Consider the following 23,554-nt stretch of genomic DNA (forward strand, 5'->3'; position numbering starts at 1 on the left):
TACAGCCCCTTGAATTTCGCACCACCACTTCACTTCTGTTCCAACGACTGAAAGGCGGCACCCCGTGCTTCGTTCCCTGTACTCCGGAATTTCCGGACTTCGCGCCCACCAGACCATGCTCGACGTCACGGGCAACAACATCGCGAACGTCAACACCGCCGCGTTCAAGAGCTCGGCAGTGCAGTTTCAGGACACACTGTCGCAGCTCAACCAGGGTGCCGGCGCCCCGCAGGCCCAAGTCGGTGGAACCAACCCCGCCCAGGTCGGCCTCGGTGTGCAGGTCGCGGGAATCTCGACCAACTTCTCCCAGGGTTCAGCTCAGCTCACCGGACGCGCCACCGACATCATGATCTCGGGTGAAGGTTTCTTCGTGACCCAGCTCGGTAACGAGACGCTGTACAGCCGTGCCGGTGCTTTCGACTTCGACGCCCAGGGTCGCCTCGTAGCACCTGACGGCGCACTGGTTCAGGGCTGGAACGCCGTCGACGGTGTGATCACGGAGGGTGGCGCAACGGGAAGCATCACGCTTCCGTTCCAGCAGGTCATCGCGGCTTCAGCAACGAGCACGGCCTCGATGGGTGGCAACCTCCCCTCTGATGCTGCGAGTGGCACCCAGATTATTCGTGACATCGAAGTGTTTGATGCTGCCGGTGCGTCCCGAACTATTGCGCTAACATTCACAAAAGTTGCTGCTGATCCCAGTGAAGATTGGGATGTCTCTTCGGACGGTGCCACTGATGTGAGGCTTGATTTCACCGATGGAGTACTGCAGGCACCCACGACCGCAGTGATCGTTGCCGATGGGGTGAGCTTTGATATGTCGACCCTCACCGGCTACGCCAACCTCACCTCGGTGGCCGTGAATACCCAGAACGGCCAGGCGGCCGGTTCCCTCGAATCCTTCCGTCTCGGAAAGGACGGCTCGCTCGTCGGCTTGTTCAGCAACGGCGGCACGCAGTCCATCGGTCGAATCGCTCTCGCCAGCTTCATCAACCCCGGCGGCCTCGAAAAGTCCGGCGCGTCAGGCTACCGCGCCACATTCAACTCGGGCCTGCCCGACCTCGGGATCCCGACCGCCGGCGGTCTCGGTTCGCTCACGGCCGGCGCCCTCGAAATGTCGAATGTCGACCTGTCGCAGGAGTTCACCAACCTCATCGTCGCCCAGCGCGGGTTCCAGGCGAATGCCCGTATCATCACCACCTCGGACGAAGTGCTCCAGGAACTCACCAACCTCAAACGCTAACCCGCTACGGGGGCAGAACACACCCGGAATCGCGCAGAATGCCGCCATCACCACGATGGCGGCATTCCCTGCATAAACAGGGCGTTCGCCGAGCTAACGGATGCACTCGCTCGGCCGATTGTTGACCGTGACGTTGCCCTTCGTGCGTCTCGTCCGGAGGTCTCATGATCATTCTCACCAAGCTCAATGACAGTCATTTCGCTATCAATCCCGATCTCATCGAGCGCATCACCGAGAATCCTGACACCACGCTCGTGATGCTCGACGGTGCCATGTACATCGTCACTGAATCCATGCACGACGTCATCGAAGCCATTGCCCACTATCGGGCCCGCGTTATTGCCCTGGCCTATGACCCCGAAACGGTCTACCAGCCCCGAGCCCCGAAAGAGTCTTGATGGATCCCGCAACACTTATCGGCATAATAGTCGCCTTCGGCGCACTGTATGCAATGATCACCGTCGAGGGCGCACAGGTCTCGTCACTATTGCTTCCCGGACCGATCGTTCTGGTCTTCGGCGCGACCTTGGCCATCGGTATTGCCAGTGGAACCCTGCGCGACGCTCTCCAGGCCTTTCAGGCGCTTCCGGGAGCCTTTCGTGGAAAGATTACGGCTCCGCAAACTGTTATCGATGAGATCGTCGAATTGGCTGAGGCGGCACGAATGAACGGCCTGCTCTCACTGGAGCAGGCGGCCGACAGTGTTAAAGACCCATTTTTGAAAAGTGCACTGCGCAATATTGCGGACGGCATCGACAATGAAGAGTTACGCAATACGCTTGAAGATGAAATCGCTACCCGAGGGGCTCGGGATCGGATCGCGAGCAAGTTCTACATGGGCCTGGGCGGGTATGCCCCCACTGTCGGCATTATCGGCACCGTCGTCTCGTTGACCCACGTGCTCGAGAACCTGTCCGAGCCAGATGAGCTCGGTCACATGATCGCCGCTGCCTTCGTGGCTACCCTGTGGGGATTGCTGTCGGCAAACTTTATGTGGCTACCGATCGGCATGCGACTCAAGCGATTGTCTGACCTTGATATTGAACGGCTCACGCTGCTTATGGAAGGGTCCCTGGCCATTCAGGCCGGTAGTCAGCCGCGTCTTCTCGGCGAGCGTTTGCAATCTATGGTGCCAGCCGCACCGGTGCGGCGCGTTCGCGGCAAAAAGAACGATGAGCCAGATCCCGCCGAAGTTGATGACGTCCTGATGAGCGCGTGAATACGCGTCGTCGTCGGCCTGTCGCCCACGTTGAAGACGAACATCCCGACGAGCGTTGGATGGCCTCGTACATGGACATGGTCACGGTCCTCATGTGCATGTTCATCGTTCTCTTTGCCATGTCGACCGTAGACGAGCAAAAATTCGAAATGCTGCGCGAATCACTGGCAACCGGATTTGGCAACGAAGACATCGAGAAAATGGACGTGGCTGTCGGTAACGCCTCGGTGGCGGAGATCATCGCTGCAGAGCATGCCGAGCTCAGCGATATCCAAAAAGCCATGGCCGAAGTCGATCGCCTTATTGAACTGCGCGAACAGATGCGCGCCGCTCTCGACGCCCAAAACCTCAGCCATCTCATCGATTTCAACATCGACGAGCGCGGACTCACAGTGGGAATGATCGGCTCGGAAACTTTTTTTGAACCCAATCTCGCCCGCCTCAGCGATCAGGCGGTGCAGGTGCTCAATGCCATCTCGCCTGCGCTCGCCGTGTCGGCTCGGGAGATTTCGGTTGAGGGGCATGCCGACCCGCGCGGCGTGAACGTGAACTTCGAAACCGACTGGGAACTCTCCGGCGGCCGAGCGACAGCGGTATTGCGTTACGTGGTTGAATCCGGTGGGGTCACCCCCGCGCTTATCTCGGCAGTCGGCTTCGGTTCGTCCCGGCCCGCCACGCTTCTCGCTTCGACCGGCGATTCCGCAGCGAACCGCCGTGTCGACCTGGTGGTGATGTCCGACCAGCCCGAGAACATTCGTGCCCTGATTCCTACGGTCATTGAGTCGCAATAATCTCGACAGTCTGCTTACGCCGTGGTTCGAGCGGCCGATAGTGGCCAATGTGACGGTCAAGGAACAGAACTCTATTGGTGCGCCGGGAATGCAGGCGCCCGACGTTGAGGTGTACGATTTTCGGCGGCCGCGCACGTTGCCGCGAGAGCATTCGCGTGCGCTGGAACTGGTTTTCGAGACCTTCGCTCGGCAATGGGGCACCCAGCTCACCGCGCGGGTGCGGGTTTTGTCTTCGGTTACCTGCGAACAGGTACTCATGCAGACCTACGACGAGTACGCAGCGAGTCTGCCCTCTACGACAGCCATGGTGCTGTTCAGTTTGGAGGGCCTGACGCCCCGCGCTGTCATCCAGTTTCCGACGGCTGCAGCCCTGGCATGGGTGGGGCATATGCTGGGCGGGACCGCCGGTGGACGACCGGTCGAAGAGCGCAAGTTCACCCAGATCGAGCAGGCACTGCTTCGGCAGCTGATGACTGAGGCACTGGAAGACCTAAAGTACTCCCTCGGTTCCCTGATCACAGCCGCGATGACCGTCGACACGATTCAGTACAACTCCCAGTTTGCCCAGGCGGCCGCGACCGGTGACCTCATGATCGTCTCCAAATTCAATATCCGTGTCGGCGAGATTACCTCGCTGGCCACGGTCGCCATTCCCGCCGTGGCCATCATGCCGCAACTCGGTGAGGCCAATCCCACGAGCAACACAGCGGATGCCCAGGAACTCGTGTTGGCCCAGGTCTCTGCCGTGCCCGTCACTGTCGCGCTGCGCCTCGTTCCTGCCCAGGTCTTGCCACAGCGCATTCTCACCATGACCCTGGGCGATTTGATTCCCATACCGCACCCGCAACATCGCCCGCTGGACATCGTGGTTGACGATCACGTGCTGGCCCGCGCCGCCATGGGGGCCAATGGGTCCCGACTGGCGTGCATCATCATTGAATCCGAGGAGAAACGCCCATGATCACCACCGACCTCATGCATGCCCAGGCGGTTGGCGCGTTAGTTCAATCCCTTCCCACTCCGGTGCGCTTGCGCCCCGTTGCGTATGTGGGCGAGCGGATGCTCATCGACGGTCGGTTGGCCACCGGTCCCGACACCGACGGTACCTTTCCCGAGCAAGTCGGCCAGGCCATCGTTGCCCGCTTCGTCGGGTCGACCTCCGCGGATCTCGCCCTGGTGCTGGCCGACCCGAATTCCCTTGATGCAGCCGCAGGTCCGCAAACGAGCCTCGTGTCACGCGCCGATGTCGTGCGGCCCGCCCTCGAGAGTGCGGCCACTGTCTTTGGTGTCGGCGTGCTCGGCGACAGCACCATCGAAGATGCCGCGGCGCTTTTTGCCGATGCCGAGACAACCGTCTATGAGCTCACGGACGGCATAACCGTGAGCGGATGGTTCGCCCTCCGCATGCGCGCCAACGGGTCCTCGAATGGTGTTTCCCGGCCTTCTGCAGATCTCTCCGGTGGAAAGATCGGCCGCATCAACAACGTGGAGATGACCATGACCGTGGAAATCGGCCGCACCAAGATGGCGGTGCGCGACGTGTTGTCTTTGGAACCGGGAGCCGTCATCGAACTGGATCGCTCGGCGGGAGCTCCTGCGGACGTGCTGCTGAACGGTCGTTTGATCGCCCATGGGGAGATCGTCGTCGTGGACCAGGACTACGCCGTGCGCATCACCAGGATCCTTGATATCCATGAGGGTGCCTAGTAGGTGGACACCCTTATAGTTGCAGTCCGCGTTATTCTGTCCCTTGCCGTCGTGCTTGGCTTGCTCTGGTACATCCAGCGACGTCTGTCGCGGGGGAGTCGGAGGGCCGGTATCGCGCAGGCAGTGACCATCGTGGGGCGTCACGGCGTCGGGCAGAAGGCATCCGTTGTCGTCGTCGATGTCGAGGGGCAACGACTCGTGCTGGGCGTGACCGAGCAGTCAGTGACCGTGCTGTCGAGCGCGACGTCCCCGCCCGCGCCGGAGCCCGCAGAAGCTGCGGTCGAGGGCGCCAACGGTTCGGCATTCGCTCGTGTTTTGCGGGCCGTTTCAATTGAGCCGCCGACGCCCGTCTCGCTCGCGCCCCGTGAAAGCGACGTGTCTGCGCCGCCGGCGCGCCTCGCGGGATCGATTCTCTCACCGGCCACCTGGACGCAGGCCGTCGATGCACTGCGACACCGCCGGTGAGCGTGACCAGCGTCGACGCGCGTGGAAGGAGGTCCATTCCTTTGACCGTACGACTGATCGCTGTGTTGATCGTTGCCGCGGCAATCGTTCTGGTGTCAGCAACCGGGGCTGAAGCGCAACCCATCCATCCGCTCATGCCGGATGATTCCGGTGGGACCGACGGCTTCACGATTGATATCAACGGGCCGAACGGTGGGCCGTCTTCGTCGATCGTGACCCTTGTCGGCATCACCCTGCTCTCGGTTGCCCCGGCACTGTTGCTCATGATGACGTCGTTCACGAAGATTTTCGTAGTTCTCGCTATGACGCGTAACGCTCTCGCGCTGCCGTCGATCCCGCCGAACCAGGTGCTCGCCGGGCTGGCGCTTTTCGTGTCGCTGTTCATCATGGCGCCGGTGCTGACGGACATCAACGTTCTCGCGGTCGGCCCCTATTTGGAAGGGACGATGTCGTTCACCGACGGGTTGGCTGCTGCGTCCGACCCGCTGCGGCAATTCATGCTCGGCAACACCCGCGAAGAAGATCTCGCGCTCATGACCAGAGCGGCCAACCAGGCGAATCCTGAGGATGCCGCCTCGGTTCCCCTGCTTACGCTTATTCCCGCGTTCATGATCTCGGAGTTGCGAGCCGCCTTCATCATCGGGTTTGTCATCTTCATTCCCTTTCTGGTCATCGACATCGTGGTGGCGGCCGCGCTCATGTCGATGGGTATGATGATGCTCCCGCCCGTGATGATCTCGCTGCCATTCAAGATTCTGCTGTTCATTCTGGTCGATGGCTGGGGCCTGATCATCACAACGCTCGTGGGCAGTTACCGGACCGGCTGATGGATACCAACGCGGTTCTCGACATCGGGCTTCAGGGTCTCATCCTGGCGGCCAAACTTTCAGCACCCATCCTGATCACGGCCCTCGTCGTGGGCTTCGGCATCTCCCTCCTGCAATCCATCACCCAGATTCAGGAGGTGACACTGTCCTTCGTCCCGAAGGCCGTCGCGGTCGCCCTGGCCCTGCTGGTCACCGGTCACTGGATGATCGCAGAATCGGTGTCGTTCACCTACGCCATGTTCGAAAAGATACCGGCGCTACTCGGCGGTGGCTGACCGTGGGCACCTTCTGACATGGAGTTCGTTCTCAACTTCTCGATGATCGAGGCGACCATGCTCGCCGGAGTGCGGATGATCGCCTTTCTGGTTATCGCGCCTCCATTTTCGTTCAATGCATTTCCGTTGCGGATCAAGGCGATGCTCGCGCTCGGACTGGCCCTTGCCGTTTCACCGGTCGTCACGACCGGGTATGAAACGCTGGATACGCCCGCGTTCATTGGGGCGCTCGTACTCGAGGTCGTCGTAGGGGCCGTGCTCGGCATTCTGGTCTTCATCATCTTTGCCGCCATCCAGGTGGCCGGCGGTCTGATCGACATGTTCGGCGGATTTTCTATGGCGCAGGGGTTCGACCCCCAGTCCATGGTGAACGGTGCCCAGTTCACCCGCCTCTTCCACATGACGGCGATCGGGCTGATGTTCGCGTCTGACAGCTATCAGTTGATAATCGGTGGACTCGTGCGCACCTTCACGGCGATTCCTCTCGGCGGTGGACTGAACCTTGCCGATCCGGTCGAAGCCATGATCGGTGCCGTGTCACAGATGTTCCTGGCCTCCGTGCAGATTGCTGGACCCCTATTAGTCGTGCTGTTTCTCGCCGATGCGGGATTGGGCCTCATCACCAGGGTTTCGCCGGCACTCAATGCTTTTGCGCTCGGGTTTCCCCTTAAGATCTACCTCACTCTCACCCTGGGATCGATCGTCTTCATTGCTCTGCCCGGTATCGTCTCGACTCTGACTGGTCAAGCCGCTGAGTTCTTATTGGGGGTGAGGTGAATGTCTGATCCCGGCAATTCCGGGGAGCGCACGGAACCGGCGACGCAGAAGCGGATGAAGGAGGTTCGTGAGAAGGGCCAGCTTGGAAAGTCGCAGGACGTGACTGCCTGGGTAGGCATCGGTGCCGCGGCGGTCATGTTTCCGTTCACCATCTCGCGGTCAGCCGATGCGGGCGTCGAGCAATTCGTGGGCATCCGTGATCTGATTCTCTACGCCGACGCCGATGCAGCCGTCGTCGTCCTCGTAGACGCCGTTGCCTCACTCGCGTACATCATGACGCCGTATTTCGGTGTGGTCATGTTTGCCGTCCTTGCTAGCGCGGCCTTGCAGGGCGGCATCCACTTCAAAAAATTCACCGGAAAGTACGAGCAGTTCCAACTCGTCAAGGGGCTGGGTCGAGTTTTCGGAGGTCAGGCGCTGTGGGAAGGCATCAAAGCCCTACTCAAGACCGCTGTCGTCGGCATCGTACTCACCCTGGTGATCCAGGGAATGATCCCGGTGCTGATGACCGGTGGCGGACTGCCCCTCACCGAGCTCATCGACGTGGCCGCTGAGGGTACCGCGTTGCTCATTCAGGCGGCGGTCATCGCCGGTCTCGTTCTCGCCGTGGCAGATATCTACGTCGTCATGCGTCGAAATCGCAAGAAGACACGCATGACGAAAAAGGAGGTCTCCGACGAGCACAAGAGCTCTGAAGGTGACCCGATGATCAAGTCGCAGCGTCGCGCCCGCCAACTGGCGATGAGCCGAAACCGAATGATCGCCGCCGTGACCGATTCGGACGTGGTCATGGTCAACCCAACCCACCTGGCCGTTGCACTCAAGTATGAGCCTGGCCGCTCGGCGCCACGCGTGGTTGCCAAGGGGGCCGGGCATATTGCGACCCGCATTCGAGAGCAGGCCGAAACTGACAAAGTGCCGATCGTGCGTGACATTCCGCTGGCTCGAGCGCTGCACTCAGCATGTGAGATCGGGCAGGAGATTCCTGTTGAACTGTACAATGCCGTAGCGCGTGTTCTCGCTTTTGTGATGGCGCTCAAGTCGCGCGGCGCGGCTTCGGGAGTGCACACGATGTCATCCCCCTCCACCCTGCCGTCCCCACCCGCCCCACCATCCGGAGAGCACTGACGTGAATAAGAATCTGGCGAAGATCGCCATGCCGGTCGGAGTGGTGGGGATCATCCTGCTGCTCATCGTGCCGATCCCGGCTGGGCTGCTCGACGTGCTCATCATCGTGAACATCATGCTCGCGTTGGTCACCCTCCTGACCACCATGTTCGTGAAGAAGCCGCTGGAATTCTCGGTCTTCCCCTCCCTGCTGCTCGTGGCCACTCTCTTTCGCCTTGGCCTCAACGTGGCATCCACGCGCCTCGTACTGGGAGATGGATACGCGGGCCAGGTGATCGAGGCCTTCGGTCACGTTGCTGTCGGCGGCTCCATCATCATCGGCGCTGTAGTCTTCCTTATTCTCGTTGTCATTCAATTCGTGGTGGTGACCAAGGGAGCGGAGCGCGTGGCCGAGGTCGGAGCGCGATTCACCCTCGACGCCATGCCAGGTAAGCAGATGGCGATCGACGCCGACCTCAACGCCGGTCTCATTACGGACTCCGAGGCCAAGGCCCGGCGCGCGGAAGTCTCAGCCGAAGCGGACTTCTACGGTGCCATGGACGGAGCGTCGAAGTTCGTCAAGGGAGATGCCATCGCTGGCATCGTCATCATCATCATCAACCTCATCGGTGGAATCACCATCGGCATGGTGCAGCGTGGAATGGGCGTCGGGGAGGCGCTGGAGACTTACGCGCTACTCACCATCGGCGATGGTCTGGTCACGCAGATTCCGGCGCTGCTGATGGCGGTGTCCACCGGTATGATTGTCACCCGATCGAATGCCGAGTCCGACATCGGCTCGACGGCCACCACCCAGCTGACTCAGTCTCGTCACTCGTTGACGATCGCCGGCTCGGCGGCGATTCTGATGGCAATTATTCCGGGAATGCCCGTGCTCCCTTTCCTCCTTGTCGGTGGCACGCTCATCCTGGTGGCCCAACGATTGAAGGCCCAGGACAGCAACGCGCGGGCAGCGGTGGATTCCGCCGCCGTCGTCGGGGCGCAGGCCCCGCAGACCGACAGCTCCGAAGACCTCATCGCCCAGATGCGTGTACACGCACTAGAAATCCTTCTTGCTCCCGACCTCATCGATATCGTGTCGGGGGGATCGGACGACCTGCTGGCCCGTGTCCGTGGCCTGCGTCGTAAAATCGCCATGGATCTTGGTGTCGTTGTTCCTCCCGTGCGCACCCGCGACAGCATTGAGCTGCCACCCTCGACCTATGTCATCCGCATCTCAGGAGTGGAATACGGGCGAGGGGTGGCCCCAACCGGCCGGGTGCTGGCCCTGGGCGATGCCTTGGAGAGCCTGCCCGGAATCGCCACGGTGGAGCCGGTCTTCGGTCTTGCCGGCAAATGGGTACCCAGCGAGATGCGGCACAGCGCCGAAATGACCGGCGCGACTGTAATCGACAGAGTGTCCGTGCTCGTCACCCACCTCTCGTCGATCATCACCACCAACGCGGATCGGCTTCTCACGCGCGAAGACGTGCGAGTTTTGACCGATGGCGTCAAGCAGGTGAACCCGTCGGCCGTCGACGACCTGATTCCTGGGCTGCTTTCTCTTGCCGAGATCCAGCGCGTACTGCAGGGGCTTCTCGGTGAGCAGATTCCGATCAACGACCTGCCGCGCATTTACGAAGCCCTCGCCCTGCGCGCCAAGGCTTCGAACGACCCGGAAGGGCTGATCGAGACCGCCCGGGCAGCGCTAGGACCGGCACTCACATCCCAGTATCTCGATGCGGGAATTTTACGCGTCATCATGATCGAGCCGATACTGGAACAGGCCATGTTGGAAGGCCTGCGACCCTCTGAGCAAGGAACACAGATCCTCATGGACCCGGACCGCATTGAGGGCGTTCTGGACTCCGTACGGTCACAGGTCGCAACGGTTGAAGCGAGCGGCCAGACGGCGGTTCTGGTCTGCGCTCCGGCGCTTCGACCCGCGATCCGCAGGATGGTGTCTGCGCAGGCAGGCGGCCTGCCTGTGCTGTCCTATGGAGAAGTCACCTCAGCCAATGTCGCCATCGAGACGGTAGGAGTGGTTCGTGGAACCGGCCAGATTTCTGCTTAAAGGTACAACGCTGCTCGAGGTCACCGACCGGGCGCGCACCCTTCACGGTCCGGATGTGCGAATCATTTCCGCTGAACGAATCACTGTCGGCGGAATCCGTGGTTTCTTTGCACGCCAGTCCTACGAAGTGCTCGTCGAAGTGCCCCGACCCGATTCAACGTCGCAAATCGACGACGATATTCTGAATCTACCGAAACGTCTCGGTATTGCCGCACTCCTCGATGACGCGGACGAGGGCGATGTTATCGAGCCGAAGAGGGGGGAGCGAGCAAACGCGCGGCATGTCTCCACTGAGACCGACCGATTTGCCGAGATCATGGACGAGCTCACCTTCGATACCAACGATCCGGACCAACCGGACTATAGCGAGGGGCTGGATCACGAATTCGTGCCCACGCCCCGGTTCGATGAGCCGATCATTGCGTCCAGGGGATCATCATTTGCCGAGCGATTGTCAGAATCAACTTCGGAGACAGCTGTACCGCCCGTCAGCCGTGTTGCGCCTTTTCCACTCACCGGCGCCGGCGACCTGGTGGTTGTCGTAGCACTGGACGACGCGGCGCTGCTGGCTGCCCGGTCCATGGCAGACTCCAGCGGCTCGAGTGAAGTCTATGCGGCAGGTCGTGCGGGACTGACTGGGGTCGACCGCGTCAGTGATTCCCGAGCGGCACTGGCTGCGCGGGCACGCGGAGTCGGGCGCGATCAGGTTGTATTCATCGCTTTTCAGTGGGAATCGCAGGACCTCAATCGGCTCACGGCCGCGCTGCGAGCGCTGGGGGCCGACCAGGTCTGGGCCGTTGTCGACGCGTCCCGCAAACCTGACGACACCGCGGAGTGGGTGTCCATGGTCGACGCCGCCGTGAGCATCGACGCCATCGTCGTGATGGGCGAGGAACTGACTCGCAGCCCGCAGACCGTGGATTATTTGGGAATTCCTGTGGGGTGGGCGAGCGGCCGTCCAATTCAGCGCCGCCCGACCCTCGAACGATAGGATTGAAGGATGCTCGTTCTGACACGGAAAATCGGGGAGAAGATCCTCATCGGCGACGACATCGTCATCTCCGTGCTCGACGTACGCGGCGACAGCATCCGCATCGGGGTGGACGCCCCTCGTGGCCTGAAAATCCAGCGTGATGAAGTTGTTCGAGCGGTGTTAGAGGCCAACGTTGCCGCAAGCCAGGTCGACCCGGCCGCCGAAGACCGCATCAAAAATTCCCTCAAGTCGCTTGCCGCCCTTCAGTCGGTTCGGATCCAGGCTTCGCCCGCCGTGCCGCTCGAGGCCGCGGAGACGCCCGCTCCGCATCCGCCACAGGTGCATTAGCCAGCACCTGCAGGATCAGCTGCACCGCAGCGTCTGTTTCGCGGTTATCCGGTGATGCCGTTACTCGGTGATGTGCCCGCGCAGCTCGTCGATTTCCCGGCGCTCGCGCTTGGTCGGCCGCCCGGCGCCGCGATCTCGCATCGGCACCAGCGCGACCTCCTCGCGCGGCGGCGGTGGGGGAGTGTGGTCGACGTAACACTCGGCGGCGAGCGAGGCCCCGACCCGCTTGACCACGAGGCGCGACACGATCAGCACCCGGTCGAACCCGGCCGTGCGCACGCGTACCTCGTCGCCGATATGCAGCGACTGCGCGGCCTTGGCCTTGTCACCGTTGACCTTGACATGCCCAGCGCGGCAGGCGGTCGTGGCCATGGACCGCGTCTTGAACAGGCGAACGCCCCAGCTCCAGCTGTCGACCCGGGCAGAAGTGAGCTCCATCATACGACTCTAGCTGGCCTCGGCCTGCGTCACGCGGCCAGACGGATGGAGTAGAGCAGCAGCAGGGTCACGAGAAATCCGCTCAGAAAATTGAGCCGGAGAAAGCGCTTCCAGCCCCGGTTTGCGCGGCCCGACTCGGCATCGCTGACTGTCCAAAATGGCCGAACCGCGAGTATATATGGCACGACGAGCAGAGCGGCCAGCGGCCCGGGCCACGGTGTGAACATCATGAGCAGGCCGGCCAGGGCCCAGAAGGTGATCGCGAGGCGCACCGTAGGCCAGGCGCCGAGCGCCGTCGCGATCGACGCGATTCCGGCGTGGCGATCAGGTTCAACGTCCTGCACGGCGCCGAAGGCATGGCTGGCCATACCCCATAGAAAAAACGCCGCGAGCAGGGCCAGCAGTCCAGGGGTGATCGTGGCGCCGGCCACGACGAGGCCGTAGACGGCCGGGCTGACGAAGTGCGTGCTCGAGGTGATCGAGTCCAGAATGGGGCGTTCCTTGAACCGCAGTCCGCGCACCGAGTAGGCGACGACGGCGAACAGGCTCCCGGCCAGGACGACCCATGACAACGGATGCTCCGCCCCCGCCAGCACCAGCATCGCCGCCCCCACAATCCCCACGTTCACGACGCCGGCGCCGATCACCAGGTGGTGCAGAGCGGGATGCAGCAGAGCCCCCTCCGCGCCGCCCTTCCGAGGATTGCGCAGATCGGACTCGTAGTCGAAGACATCGTTGATGCCGTACATCAGAAGGTTGTACGGAATGAGAAAGAACAGGGTGCCAACGATCAGCAGTGCATCGATGCGTCCGGTGGTCATGACGTAGGCCGCGGCAAAGGGAAAAGCCGTATTGATCCAGCTGAGCGGCCGGGACGACAGCACCACCTGGCGGGTCTTCCATGACACCGTGCCGAGCTGCTCAGTCATCCGTTCGTCCTATCTTGGTGCGGCCCAGGAGAACCCACAGTGCAGGCAGCAGAATCGCCGCGGCGAGTGGGTAGGCAAAATCTTCGATCGGAGCGAGACCGATGAACAGACCCGAAATATGCGCCGGGTCGTAGCTGAACAGTCCAGCCCCGATCATCAGGTTATCGAAAACGGCCGTGAGTAGCAGGGTCAAGGCGAGGGCCAGCGTGACGGACACCACGAATCGGCGGGAAATCAACTGGCGCGCGAGCGCCATCGTGGCGATCGTGGCGGCCACGGCCAGAAAGATCGCATTCAGGATGAGATAGGTCATGCTCGGGTTTGCCGGTACAGCACGAGCTGGGCCCCCCGTACCAGGTTCATGGTGAGATAGCAGAGAAAGGTGAGAAAGACGAGCTCCTCGAGCGGTAGCTCCGGCGCCAGCTGCAGCCCGGTCATCAGGGTGGTTTCCCCGCGGTAGAAGATGCCCAGGCCGATTCCGAACAGGTCCCAGGTCAGAAAGAACAGCACGCCGATGCCGACTACGAGCGCGGCTCGAACCGGCGAGTGCCAGAAGAACAGACCAAAGCGCCAGTCCAGAACGACCATGCCGCCGAGCGAGACCAGCAGGGTGAGCAGGTACAGCAGGGTCACGATTGCTGCGGCGCAGACTCCACCGGGTCTCCGGCAGCCCCGTTCGAGTGAGTCGGACGTGCGGGCAACGGTTCGGCGAGCGGTCCCGTGGTCGTGTCGTGGCGCATCCGCTTAAGCAAAATCTCGGCGCTGATCAGGCACATAGGCAGTCCAATACCGGGAATGGTTGTGCCGCCGGCGTAGTACAGTCCCGAGATTTTCTTTGACATGTTCGAACCGCGTAGAAAGGCGCTCTGCCGCAGGGTGTGCGCGGGGCCGAGGGCGCCGCCCTTCCAACTGTTCAGGTCAGCGGCGAAGTCGGCCGGACCGACGGTGCGGCGCACCACGATCCGGTCGGCCAGGTCGGGGATGCCGGCCCAGCGGGAGACCTGCTCGATGGCGGCATCCGCGATCAGCTCGATCGCCCGCGAGCCGGCACCGTTGACACCACCGTGGCCAAGGGTCACGTCGGGCGGCATCGGCACCAGCACGAACAGGTTGCTGCTTCCGGCCGGCGCCACCGACTTGTCCGTGGCGCTCGGCATGCAGACGTAGAGCGAGGCCGGTGACGGCACCGAGGGGCGCTTGCCGAAAATCTGACCAAAGTTCTTGCCCCAGTCCGTGGTGAAGAACAGTGAGTGGTGCTGCAGCTGGGGGATTTCCCCGGTCACGCCGAGCATGACCAGCACGGCCCCGGGGCCAGAGACGCGCTTGTCCCACCAGCGCTGGGGATAGGTTTGCAGTTCGGCCGGCACCAGCTCGGTCTCCGTGTGGTGCAGGTCAGCCGACGACACGACCGTGTCGGCGTGCAGATACTGCAGCTGGTCCTCGGCGTCTAGGTAGCTCACCCCGGCGATGGCCTTTTGATCGCTGACCCGAATCGCGGTGACCCGTGCGCCGGTGACGAGCTGCACACCCTCGGCGCGAGCGAGCGCGGAGATGCTGTCGATCAGGGTTCCGAAACCGCCCTGCGGGTAAAGCACGCCGTCGGCCAGATCGAGATGGCTCATGAGGTGGTACATCGAGGGCGTCAGGTTCGGCGCCGACCCGAGAAAGACCGCCGGGTAGCCGAGGATCTGCCGCAGTCGGGGGTCGCTGACAAAGCCGGCGACGAACTTGTCCAGTGGTTGCAGCAGCAGACGGGCCAGCCGTCCGAGCCGCCGCAGCACGTCGGGCACTAAAAACGGGCGAAACGATTCGTAGCTGGAGTACAGAAAACGCTGCACGGCCAGGTCGTAGGTCTCGGCGGCCGAGTCGAGATAACGGCGAAGCGCCGCCCCGGCCCCTGGCTGCAGCTGCTCAAATAAGCGGATGTTGGCGGCCCGGTCAGCGAGAATATCCACCGGCGCCTTGTCCCCTTCAAAGTGCACCCGATAGCCCGGGTCCAGCTTGACGAGGTCGAGTTGTTCGGCTGCGGAGGTGCCGAGCAGACGGTAGAAGTGCTCGAAGACCTCGGGCATGAGATACCACGACGGGCCGGTGTCGAAGCGAAAGCCGTCGGTGTTCCACACGCCGGCCCGCCCGCCGAGCTCGGAACGGGCCTCGAGCAGGGTCACCTCATGGCCCTCGCGGGCGAGCAGGGCTGCACTCGCGAGGCCGGCGATACCGCCGCCGATCACGATCGTGCGAGTACGTCCGGTGCCGGTGGTTCCTGGGCCGGTCATCGCTTCCACGCGCCGGGTCCGAGGGTAGCGGTCAGAGCAATCACGAATTTTTCTCCATCCGGCACCCGAACGCGGGAGCGCAGTAATCGATCGGCCGGTGTCGACCGTAGTCGATTCGACAGGCGGGTGAACAGGCCCTGCGCTGCGGCCACGGCCCGGCGGCAGCTGGCGGGCAGCAGGGGCAGCACGGCGCTGGCGATCTCGAGGTCGGCATCAATGTCTTCGAGGATCGCATTTTTCTGCGGGTCGCTGAGGTTCAGCGGGTCGATTCCCGGAAAGTAGTTGCGGCCGAGCACCTCACGATCGCAGGACAGGTCGCGCAGAAAATTGATCTTCTGAAAGGCCGCGCCCAGGTGGCGGGCACCGTCTTCGAGCACACTGACTTCGGCGGCGGTGCGGGGTGAGTGCTGCAGAAAGCAGCGTAGGCACATGAGTCCGATCACCTCGGCCGAGCCGTAAATATACTCGGCGACGCCCTCGGCGGTGAATGGTCCCGGGTCGAGGTCCCGGCGCATCGACGCAAAGAATGGGGCGATCAGACTGGAGTCGATGCCCGACTGGCGGGCCGTTGCGGCAAAGGCGTGCACTACCAGGTTCGTGCTGTAGCCGCGTACGATCGCCCGCTCGGTCTCGAGTTCGAGCTCGTCGAGCAGGTGCCGCTGTTCCTCGATGGAGACACCGGCCTCGGCGGCGGCGCCGTCCACGATCTCGTCGGCGATGCGCACGAGGGCATAGATGGTGCGCACCGGCGTGCGCACCTGGGCGTCGAGCAGCCGGGTGGCCAGTCCGAACGAGGTGGAATAGTGCCCGATGACGGTCGTCGAGCTCGCCCGGGCCGTCTCGGCGTACTTGTTCAGGTTGGTGGTCGTGCTGCCGGTTTGAACCGCGGCCCGAAACGGGCCCATCAGCGTGACCGATTCACGGCGGCTTCGGCGAGTTCAATCAGGCTGGCGCGCAGTTCCGTCGGAATGATCGCCGGGTCGAGGGCCTCCACCGCCAGCCGGGAGTGGTCGTAGGCCAGGCCTTCGGCCGCTTCCTTCGCTCCGCACGCGCGCAGGTATTCCCTGGCGCGTTCCGCTTCGTCGTCATTCAGGTCGACCTTGCCGAGATAGGGAGCGATCAGCGACCAGCTGGCGGTGCTGCCGGCGTGGGCGATCAGGGCGGTCTGCTTGCCCTCGCGCAGGTCGGCCGTCACGCTCTTGCCGGTTTTCAGTGGATCGCCGAAGACGCCGAGCAGGTCATCGGTCAGTTGGAACGCGACTCCAACGAGCCGTCCGTAGCGGCCGAGAACGCTAATTGCATCGGCTCCGGCCCCGGCCAGTACCGCTCCGGCCTGCAATGGGGCTTCGAAGGAATACACGGCGGTCTTATTCTCGAGGGTGGTGATGACCTCGGCCACCGTGAGCGGATGCCGCGCCGAACTGTTGGTGACGTCGGCCAGTTCCCCGGCTGCCGAGACGAAAACCGCCCGGTCGAGCAGGTCGAGCAGGCGCAGCCGGGTGGGTACATCGACCGGCAGTTTCGCCAGAGCGCGGTGCGCCTCACTCAGGGCGAGATCGCCCGCGAGAATTGCCGCCGCCGCAGCCCAAACCCCAGCCTGGTCGGCCGCTGCACCGTGGGCGAGCGCGCGGTCACTGAAGCGACCGGCGATGTTGGCCACCCCGCGGCGGGTCAGATCGCGGTCGATGACGTCGTCATGAATGAGGAAGGCCGTGTGCAGCAACTCGAAGCTCACTGCGACCGGAGCGACGAGGCCCTGATCGCGCCCGCCGAAACCGGCATACGCCGCCAGGACCAGGGCGGGGCGCACGCGCTTGCCGCCACTGCTGGCCTGGGCCAGGGAATCCCAGAGGGCGACGTAGTGCTCGCCGTAGTCGCTCGCCCGCAGGCGTGCGGCAGCGAAGAATCGAGCCAGCTCGATTTCTACTCCGGCCGGAACCGTGTCAAGCATGAACACGGTCCACGTGCTGTACTTGTGCCGGCAGTGTTGGCGGCGACCCGTTGGGCTGGGGTGCTGCTCCGTCGTGCGTGTGCTCATCAACCAGCAGAATTTCGTGTTCATTCAGCGCGTTGGCGGTGTGCACGTTCTCTCCTTCTTAAGTCAACCCGATCAGTACACGAATAACTAACCAGGTTAGCGACTGCTCACGTTAGCATGGTCATATGATCCAAGATGAGCGTAACCCCCTGCAACAGGGGGCGTACTGGTATGACCCTGAGAAACACGGTGTTTCTTTCGCCATCGAGGTCTTGCGTGCCGTGCGTCGCTTTCGGGTAGCCGATGCCGCCATGCGTCATCGTGCGCAGGCCGAGATGAACATCAACGAAACCGATCTGATGGCGCTGCGTCATCTCATCGCCTGCGAGCGGCAGGACCGGGTCGCCAGCCCGAAGGATCTCACCGAATTCTTGAACATCTCCTCGGCGGCCACGGCAAAACTTCTCGCGAGATTGTCGGCATCCGGTCATATTCGCCGCGAGGTGAACCCGTCAGACGGGCGCGCGCAGCGGCTGTTCGCCACGCAGTCGTCGCACGACGAGATGCGCGACTCGCTTGCTGCCACTCACGAGCAGATGATGCGGGTCGTCCTCGAGCTCACCGGCGACCAGCAGATCGCTGTCGTGCATTTTCTGGATTCGATGAGCGCGATAGCTACGGTGCCGCGCGCTCCGAAGGTACCCGCCGATGAGCTGGCTCCGGAGCGCTCGGAATCCTGACCCTGGCCGTTCCTTCCGCATACGGCTGCGGGCAACGCAGCTTAAGATGAATCAGTGACTCAACTCTCTGCTCCCACTTCGCCGTCCTCCGCCGCCAGCCACGTCGAAGCACTTCTGGCCTCCTATCCCGATTTTCCCCAGCCCGGCATCGTGTTCCGCGATCTGAACCCGGTCTTCGCCGATGCCCTCGCCTTTCGCGCGATCGTCGATGACCTGGCCGACCAGCATCGCGGCCAGTTCGATGCCGTGGCCGGCATCGAGGCGCGCGGCTTTCTGCTGGCGGCCGCCGTCGGGTACGCAGCGCAGACATCCGTTCTGGCCGTGCGCAAGGGCGGCAAACTGCCCGGCACTGTGCTGACCGAAGAATATGACCTCGAGTACGGCTCGGCACGCCTGGAACTCGAGGTCGGCCAGCTGCCCGCAGGTACCCGCGTCTTGATTCTCGACGACGTGTTGGCAACGGGGGGCACCATCGCTGCCACGAGCCGGCTGATCGAACGGGCCGGCTACACCGTCTCCGGTGTCGGCGTCGTGCTCGAACTGACCGATCTGCACGGTCGCGAACGTCTGGGCACAGCCCCGATGCACGCCATCATGTCGATCTAGGGATCGAAAATCCACCGATAGCGGCAATTCGCCGGCCGCCTGAATTCTTTTTGGGGTCGCAGACGGGCATGCTTAGAGCATGACTGACGGTTCTAGCGTGTCTGGTCCGGCTGCGGCCGGTGTGCCTCGTCCTGGCGTGGATCGAGATAGCGGCGACGCCTGGGTTTACAGTCCGGACGGCCGCAAATATTGGGGCCGATTCGGGGCGGCCGGTCTGCTCGTGCATCATCCCGACCGTGGGGTGTTGCTGCAGCATCGCGCGGTATGGAGCCATTTTGGTGATACCTGGGGACTGCCCGGTGGCGCCCGTCACGAGAACGAAACCGCCTTCGACGCGGCGCTGCGCGAAGCGCGGGAAGAAGCGGGCGTCCCGGCCCACCTCGTGACATTGAAATTCACGTCGCGCTTCGACCTGGGATTCTGGTCGTACACGACCGTCGTAGTCGAGGCCACCGAGGTGTTCGAGCCGGTCATCAGTGATCTGGAGAGCATTGCCCTGAGGTGGGTGCCCGCCGACGGGGTGGACCTGCTCGCGCTGCACCCCGGTTTCGCTGCCAGCTGGCCGGCGCTGCGGGCGCGACTGGGCTGACCGAACCCTCGGGCGTGGAGTGCATGGCCGTGCGGTTCCGGTCGGGCGCTCGATAGACTGCGTATGTGACAGGCCCAGTGAACGGCACGGTGAGCGATCGGGTCTTGAATCTGCCCAACGTGCTGAGTTTTCTGCGCCTCCTGCTCGTGCCGGTGTTCCTGGTGCTGCTGGCTCAGGGGGAGGATGCCTGGGCGCTCGTCGTGCTCAGCATCTCCAGTTTCACGGACTGGCTGGATGGCTTTCTGGCCCGCCGTTGGAACCAGATCACCCGCCTCGGTCAGTTACTGGATCCGGCCGCCGATCGCCTCTATATCTTCGCTGCGCTGATCGGCCTGGCCTGGCGCGACCTCGTGCCGTGGTGGATCGTGCTCGTCGTGGTGGGGCGCGATGTGTTTCTGCTGGCTCTGGGAATCGTCCTCGCGAACTTCGGTTTCGGACCGCTCCCGGTGCACCAACTGGGCAAGGTCGCTACCTTCTGCCTGTTCTACGCCCTGCCGATGCTCATGCTGGGGCAGGCATTTCCGCAGCTGGAATGGTGGTCGCAGCCGGTGGGGTGGGCCTTCGGAATCTGGGGCGCTTTTCTGTACTGGTGGGCCGGCATTATCTACGCCATTGAAGCGATGCGAGTGATTCGACTACCGAGGGTCTCCGAGGGTGTATCTTCCGATACGCTGGAACGATAGGAGGTGCATGATGGTCGATCTTTCCGGTAGGAATAATTCCGAGGAGCAGAACGAGCACGTGCCCGCAGATCAGCCAGAGAACCCGACGACAGGCGAAGCAATGCCCAGCAAGGCGCAGTCCACCCCAGCATCGTCCAACGCGGTGTCGTCCAACGGCTCAGTGCCCAACGGCTCAGTGCCCATCGACGCCGTGCCCGGCGAAGCGACGACGGTGCACGACATGCTCAGCACCGATACGACGATGAACTTCAGCCAGGAGTTCGCCGCCCAGATCGCGTCGATCGACTCCAACGTGACCGCAGAGGAGCAGGATTCGATCGCAGCGTTGCCGTCGGGCTCTGCGCTCATGGTGGTGCGGCGTGGCCCCAATGCCGGCGCCCGCTTTCTGCTGGACGCCGATCTCACGAGTGTCGGCCGACACCCCAACGCCGACATCTTTCTCGACGATGTCACAGTGTCCCGCCGTCACGCCGAATTTCTGCGCAACGGCACCGCGTTCACCGTCAAAGACCTCGGCTCGCTCAACGGAACGTACTACGAGGGGGAGCGTATCGAAACCGCGCGACTCACCGACGGTACGGAGGTGCAGGTCGGTAAATTCCGCCTGACCTTCTACGCCTCCCGCCGTGACCTCGCCCGCGCGGCGAGCGAATAGTGGCGGCAAGCGCCGCTCAGGCTCGGCCTGTGTCGGCGGCGAAGGCCCAGTCCCCGGGCTCGGCGCCGTTGCTGAGCATCGGCCAGGTTCTGGCACGCCTCACGCCGGAATTCGCTGATCTCACCCCGTCCAAGCTGCGTTTTCTCGAGGAGCAGGGTCTGGTCTCGCCGGCTCGCACTGAATCGGGCTATCGAAAGTTCTGCACGGGTGACGTGGATCGGTTACGGCTGATTTTGTCGATGCAGCGCGATCACTACCTGCCGTTGAAAGTTATCCGTTCTTATTTGGACGATCTGGACGCCGGTCTCTCGCCGGTGCTGCCGGGCGGAACGACCCCGGGGCCGTCGATGCTCGGCACCGTGCGACGGCTCTCCCGGGAAGACCTCCTGCGCGAAGCGGGAGCATCGGCGACACTGCTGCACGATGCCGTTTCGGCGTCGATCATCCTGCCCGCCGATTACTACGGCGATGGGGCACTGAACGTGCTGCGTGCCCTCGTGGAGCTGCAGCGCAGCGGCATCGAACCGCGCCACCTGCGTGGCTTCCGTGGGGCCGCTGAACGTGAGCTGGGTCTGATTGAGAGTGCACTGGTGCCCCTGGCTCGGCGTAAAGACGCTTCGAGCCGGGCAAAGGCTGCCGAAATGGCGGTAGAAATCGCCGGGCAGCTCGAAGTGATTCGGGGCAGCCTGATTCGCTCAGCTCTGGGCCGACTGACCAAGTAGGTCGTAGACTGACTCAGGCACAACCCGTCGTGAAGTCGAGTGACGCCGTCGCAACGGGTGTCTTAGTCGGTGCCTGGCGCCGACACGCCAAACCGTTGGCGCGAATGTCAGGCACTAAGGCACCCCACCTCGGTACCGTAACTAGAGCGGTCCACAGCAGGACGTCGTCGCATCACCAGCTGCAAGGCGCAAACCTTCAGCACTAGTTTTCTCATTAATTCTTTTGCACCACGTATCTTTTGTACCAGTTCCACACCACAGTGAATCAGGGCGCCACCGCCAGCTGAATCACCGCACCAGGTAAACCCCCGAGAGGCAACCCATATGAGTGAGCTCAAGCCTGACGCTGACGCTTCGCGTTACTCGTTAGGACTGCTGTTCACCGATGGCATGCCCGAGCTCGATGAGAACACAGGCTACCGCGGCGCTGTCGCTGCGCGTGCCGCTGGTATCAGCTATCGCCAGCTCGACTACTGGGCCCGCACTGGCTTGGTCGAGCCCACTGTGCGTGGGGCGGCCGGATCCGGCTCCCAGCGCCTCTACGGCTTTCGCGACATCCTCGTGCTCAAACTCGTCAAACGCCTGCTCGACACCGGAATCTCACTGCAGCAGATTCGCACCGCGGTCAACCAGCTGCGCGAATCGGGCATCAGCGATCTCGCCCAGACCACACTCATGAGCGATGGCGCGAGTGTCTACCTCTGCACCTCCAACGACGAGGTCATCGATCTGGTCAGCCGTGGCCAGGGCGTCTTCGGCATCGCCGTTGGCAAGGTGCTGCGTGAGGTCGAGACCAGCCTGGTCGAGCTCGACATGCAGCCCGTCGACCCCGCCGACGAGTTGGCCGCCCGTCGCACCACCCGCAAAATCTCCTAGCAGCGCCGCACCCGCGAGCACCCACCCGCAGACACGGTCGGGGCGGTAGATGGTGATCTCGCGCTCGATCAACGGATGGAGACGAGCGCAGGCACTGACGGGTCGGCCAGGCCGGTAGCGCAAGTCTGCAGTCGAAGTACTTGGTCACGCTGCGAAGCAGCCGTGACCCGCGTCGGGGACGCGCCCATCCCGAAGTCGATGCGGGGGGGGGCGGTTGGCTGCGGGGTGCGAGTTTCGCCGTTCCGGAGGCGGAATCCGAGCGCTTGATTCGGATTGCACCGGAGCAACGGCGATGCCTGAGCCGAGGAGCAGATGACTGCCCCCGCATTGCCCATCCAAAACCCCGTAAATTCAAAAAGCCGCGGTTCGAACTCAGCGACTTCGCAGGCGCCGAGTTTCGAACTAGTGCGCGGCAACCTCGGCGTACTCGCCGATGCGCGCCGTGCGCAGCACCCGGTCGAGCAGCTGGTCGAAGTAGCCGGCCATTTCGAGGGCACTGTCACCCGGCCAGATGTGCAGCGGCTTCGCAGCCCCCTGCGCCTGCTGCAGCGAGGTGCGCTCGGGCAGCTGCGGGCTGAGCACGAGCGGACCGAACATGTCGCGCAGCTCCTTGATCCGGAACTGGTGCTCGAGCGACGCCGTGCGGGCCCGGTTCACGATGATTCCGAGCGGCTGCAGCCGCGGACTCAGCCCCCGGCGAATTTCTTCGATCGCGCGCAGCGCCCGGTCAGCCGCAGCGACCGAGAACAGACCGGGCTCGGTCACAACCGCAACCCGGTCGCTCGCGGCCCACGCGATACGCGTGAGGGCGTTGAGCGAGGGCGCGCAGTCGATGAGTACGAGCTCATAGTCCTTCTCGATCGTCGAGAGAGCCTCTTCGAGTTTCCAGATATCACGGATGCTCGGGTGCGGCCCGTCGAAATTGATGGCCGAGGGGCTGCCGATCATGACGTCAATGGTGCCGGGATGGTTGTATGTCCAGCCGCTCGGCGCAATAGCGGCCCGAACGGTTTTTTCCTTGGGCGAACCGAGCACATCGGCGACATTGAGGTGACCAGCCACCTGGACGCCCATACCGGTGGAAACATCGGATTGCGGATCGAGATCCACGACCAGCGTTCGCACGCCGCGGGCGAAGGCAGCAGAAGCCAGACCAAGGGTCACCGTGGTCTTTCCTACGCCTCCTTTAAGGGAGCTAACGCTGAGTACGTGCATGAGTAGCAAGGTTACCTTCACTAGTGTTAGAGAACCTAACC

At 63.0% G+C, this 23,554-nt stretch carries 29 protein-coding genes; 21 read left to right on the forward strand and 8 right to left on the reverse strand.

Features of this window, described 5'->3' with window-relative positions:
• Window positions 1-64: 64 nt before the first annotated feature.
• From E3T46_RS09260 to csrA, 14 genes are all read left to right on the forward strand, one after another.
• Complete coding sequence (locus tag E3T46_RS09260; RefSeq protein ID WP_134471738.1) at window positions 65-1,243, forward strand: flagellar hook protein FlgE; 1,179 nt, start codon at window positions 65-67, stop codon at window positions 1,241-1,243.
• Between the two features lie 164 nt (window positions 1,244-1,407).
• The gene (locus E3T46_RS09265; RefSeq protein ID WP_134443146.1) at window positions 1,408-1,641 is read left to right on the forward strand and encodes a flagellar FlbD family protein; all 234 of its coding nucleotides are present in this window, start codon (window positions 1,408-1,410) and stop codon (window positions 1,639-1,641) included.
• Window positions 1,641-2,462 carry a MotA/TolQ/ExbB proton channel family protein gene (locus E3T46_RS09270; RefSeq protein WP_134578328.1) on the forward strand — a complete coding sequence of 274 codons (822 nt, stop codon included), beginning with the start codon at window positions 1,641-1,643 and terminating at the stop codon, window positions 2,460-2,462. Before E3T46_RS09265 ends, E3T46_RS09270 begins: the two co-directional genes overlap by 1 nt.
• Window positions 2,459-3,253, forward strand: a complete 795-nt coding sequence (locus E3T46_RS09275; protein ID WP_241980566.1) for a flagellar motor protein MotB — start codon at window positions 2,459-2,461, stop codon at window positions 3,251-3,253. The genes E3T46_RS09270 and E3T46_RS09275 overlap by 4 nt, the downstream gene beginning before the upstream one ends.
• Before the next feature lie 49 nt (window positions 3,254-3,302).
• The gene (locus E3T46_RS09280; protein ID WP_241980568.1) at window positions 3,303-4,214 is read left to right on the forward strand and encodes a flagellar motor switch protein FliM; all 912 of its coding nucleotides are present in this window, start codon (window positions 3,303-3,305) and stop codon (window positions 4,212-4,214) included.
• Entirely contained in the window at window positions 4,211-4,960 is a 750-nt protein-coding gene (gene fliN, locus E3T46_RS09285) for a flagellar motor switch protein FliN (RefSeq protein ID WP_166790231.1), read from the forward strand. The genes E3T46_RS09280 and fliN overlap by 4 nt, the downstream gene beginning before the upstream one ends.
• A 3-nt stretch (window positions 4,961-4,963) precedes the next feature.
• On the forward strand, window positions 4,964-5,425 hold the full coding sequence (locus E3T46_RS09290) for a flagellar biosynthetic protein FliO (protein ID WP_134578329.1): 462 nt from the start codon (window positions 4,964-4,966) through the stop codon (window positions 5,423-5,425).
• Between the two features lie 41 nt (window positions 5,426-5,466).
• Window positions 5,467-6,252, forward strand: a complete 786-nt coding sequence (fliP, locus tag E3T46_RS09295; protein ID WP_241980570.1) for a flagellar type III secretion system pore protein FliP — start codon at window positions 5,467-5,469, stop codon at window positions 6,250-6,252.
• A complete protein-coding gene (gene fliQ / locus E3T46_RS09300) occupies window positions 6,252-6,527 on the forward strand; it encodes a flagellar biosynthesis protein FliQ (protein WP_134578330.1) in 276 nt (91 codons plus the stop codon). The genes fliP and fliQ overlap by 1 nt, the downstream gene beginning before the upstream one ends.
• A gap of 18 nt (window positions 6,528-6,545) precedes the next feature.
• Entirely contained in the window at window positions 6,546-7,304 is a 759-nt protein-coding gene (locus E3T46_RS09305) for a flagellar biosynthetic protein FliR (RefSeq protein ID WP_134443143.1), read from the forward strand.
• The gene (locus E3T46_RS09310; RefSeq protein ID WP_134578331.1) at window positions 7,305-8,432 is read left to right on the forward strand and encodes an EscU/YscU/HrcU family type III secretion system export apparatus switch protein; all 1,128 of its coding nucleotides are present in this window, start codon (window positions 7,305-7,307) and stop codon (window positions 8,430-8,432) included.
• A gap of 28 nt (window positions 8,433-8,460) precedes the next feature.
• Window positions 8,461-10,485, forward strand: a complete 2,025-nt coding sequence (locus E3T46_RS09315; protein ID WP_241978855.1) for a flagellar biosynthesis protein FlhA — start codon at window positions 8,461-8,463, stop codon at window positions 10,483-10,485.
• Window positions 10,460-11,476 carry a hypothetical protein gene (locus tag E3T46_RS09320; protein ID WP_134578332.1) on the forward strand — a complete coding sequence of 339 codons (1,017 nt, stop codon included), beginning with the start codon at window positions 10,460-10,462 and terminating at the stop codon, window positions 11,474-11,476. The genes E3T46_RS09315 and E3T46_RS09320 overlap by 26 nt, the downstream gene beginning before the upstream one ends.
• 9 nt (window positions 11,477-11,485) lie before the next feature.
• Entirely contained in the window at window positions 11,486-11,806 is a 321-nt protein-coding gene (gene csrA, locus E3T46_RS09325) for a carbon storage regulator CsrA (protein ID WP_134471734.1), read from the forward strand.
• 60 nt (window positions 11,807-11,866) lie between these two features.
• Here csrA and E3T46_RS09330 read toward each other — a convergent pair whose 3' ends face one another.
• The 7 genes from E3T46_RS09330 to E3T46_RS09355 are packed head-to-tail and all read right to left on the reverse strand — an operon-like array spanning window position 11,867 to window position 17,487.
• On the reverse strand, window positions 11,867-12,244 hold the full coding sequence (locus tag E3T46_RS09330) for an RNA-binding S4 domain-containing protein (protein WP_134578333.1): 378 nt from the start codon (window positions 12,242-12,244) through the stop codon (window positions 11,867-11,869).
• A 29-nt stretch (window positions 12,245-12,273) separates the two neighbouring features.
• Window positions 12,274-13,173 carry a prenyltransferase gene (locus tag E3T46_RS09335; RefSeq protein ID WP_134471733.1) on the reverse strand — a complete coding sequence of 300 codons (900 nt, stop codon included), beginning with the start codon at window positions 13,171-13,173 and terminating at the stop codon, window positions 12,274-12,276.
• Window positions 13,166-13,486 (reverse strand): lycopene cyclase domain-containing protein, encoded by a 321-nt coding sequence (locus E3T46_RS09340; protein WP_134578334.1) that lies wholly within the window; start codon window positions 13,484-13,486, stop codon window positions 13,166-13,168. Before E3T46_RS09340 ends, E3T46_RS09335 begins: the two co-directional genes overlap by 8 nt.
• Window positions 13,483-13,806 carry a lycopene cyclase domain-containing protein gene (locus E3T46_RS09345; protein WP_134578335.1) on the reverse strand — a complete coding sequence of 108 codons (324 nt, stop codon included), beginning with the start codon at window positions 13,804-13,806 and terminating at the stop codon, window positions 13,483-13,485. Before E3T46_RS09345 ends, E3T46_RS09340 begins: the two co-directional genes overlap by 4 nt.
• Entirely contained in the window at window positions 13,803-15,449 is a 1,647-nt protein-coding gene (crtI, locus tag E3T46_RS17910) for a phytoene desaturase family protein (RefSeq protein ID WP_166790232.1), read from the reverse strand. The genes E3T46_RS09345 and crtI overlap by 4 nt, the downstream gene beginning before the upstream one ends.
• Window positions 15,446-16,354, reverse strand: a complete 909-nt coding sequence (locus E3T46_RS17915) for a squalene/phytoene synthase family protein (protein WP_166790233.1) — start codon at window positions 16,352-16,354, stop codon at window positions 15,446-15,448. The genes crtI and E3T46_RS17915 overlap by 4 nt, the downstream gene beginning before the upstream one ends.
• On the reverse strand, window positions 16,354-17,487 hold the full coding sequence (locus E3T46_RS09355; RefSeq protein WP_166790234.1) for a polyprenyl synthetase family protein: 1,134 nt from the start codon (window positions 17,485-17,487) through the stop codon (window positions 16,354-16,356). Before E3T46_RS09355 ends, E3T46_RS17915 begins: the two co-directional genes overlap by 1 nt.
• Before the next feature lie 125 nt (window positions 17,488-17,612).
• On the opposite strand from E3T46_RS09355, the gene E3T46_RS09360 reads away from it, so the two are divergent.
• The 7 genes from E3T46_RS09360 (at window position 17,613) to E3T46_RS09390 (ending at window position 22,298) form a co-directional block, all read left to right on the forward strand.
• Window positions 17,613-18,167, forward strand: a complete 555-nt coding sequence (locus E3T46_RS09360; protein ID WP_134578337.1) for a MarR family transcriptional regulator — start codon at window positions 17,613-17,615, stop codon at window positions 18,165-18,167.
• A gap of 54 nt (window positions 18,168-18,221) precedes the next feature.
• Window positions 18,222-18,773 (forward strand): adenine phosphoribosyltransferase, encoded by a 552-nt coding sequence (locus tag E3T46_RS09365; RefSeq protein WP_134469079.1) that lies wholly within the window; start codon window positions 18,222-18,224, stop codon window positions 18,771-18,773.
• A 79-nt stretch (window positions 18,774-18,852) separates the two neighbouring features.
• Window positions 18,853-19,362, forward strand: a complete 510-nt coding sequence (locus E3T46_RS09370; RefSeq protein WP_134469078.1) for an NUDIX hydrolase — start codon at window positions 18,853-18,855, stop codon at window positions 19,360-19,362.
• Between the two features lie 65 nt (window positions 19,363-19,427).
• Window positions 19,428-20,045, forward strand: a complete 618-nt coding sequence (locus tag E3T46_RS09375; protein ID WP_241978844.1) for a CDP-alcohol phosphatidyltransferase family protein — start codon at window positions 19,428-19,430, stop codon at window positions 20,043-20,045.
• Window positions 20,046-20,286: 241 nt separating this feature from the next.
• Window positions 20,287-20,700, forward strand: a complete 414-nt coding sequence (locus tag E3T46_RS09380; RefSeq protein ID WP_241978854.1) for an FHA domain-containing protein — start codon at window positions 20,287-20,289, stop codon at window positions 20,698-20,700.
• A 29-nt stretch (window positions 20,701-20,729) separates the two neighbouring features.
• On the forward strand, window positions 20,730-21,422 hold the full coding sequence (locus E3T46_RS09385) for a MerR family transcriptional regulator (protein ID WP_166787598.1): 693 nt from the start codon (window positions 20,730-20,732) through the stop codon (window positions 21,420-21,422).
• Window positions 21,423-21,746: 324 nt separating this feature from the next.
• Entirely contained in the window at window positions 21,747-22,298 is a 552-nt protein-coding gene (locus E3T46_RS09390; protein WP_134443128.1) for a MerR family transcriptional regulator, read from the forward strand.
• Between the two features lie 402 nt (window positions 22,299-22,700).
• Here E3T46_RS09390 and E3T46_RS09395 read toward each other — a convergent pair whose 3' ends face one another.
• A complete protein-coding gene (locus E3T46_RS09395; protein WP_134578413.1) occupies window positions 22,701-23,513 on the reverse strand; it encodes a ParA family protein in 813 nt (270 codons plus the stop codon).
• Window positions 23,514-23,554: the final 41 nt, after the last annotated feature.

This window comes from Cryobacterium sp. Hh11, from assembly GCF_004404045.1.
GTDB lineage: Bacteria > Actinomycetota > Actinomycetes > Actinomycetales > Microbacteriaceae > Cryobacterium > Cryobacterium levicorallinum.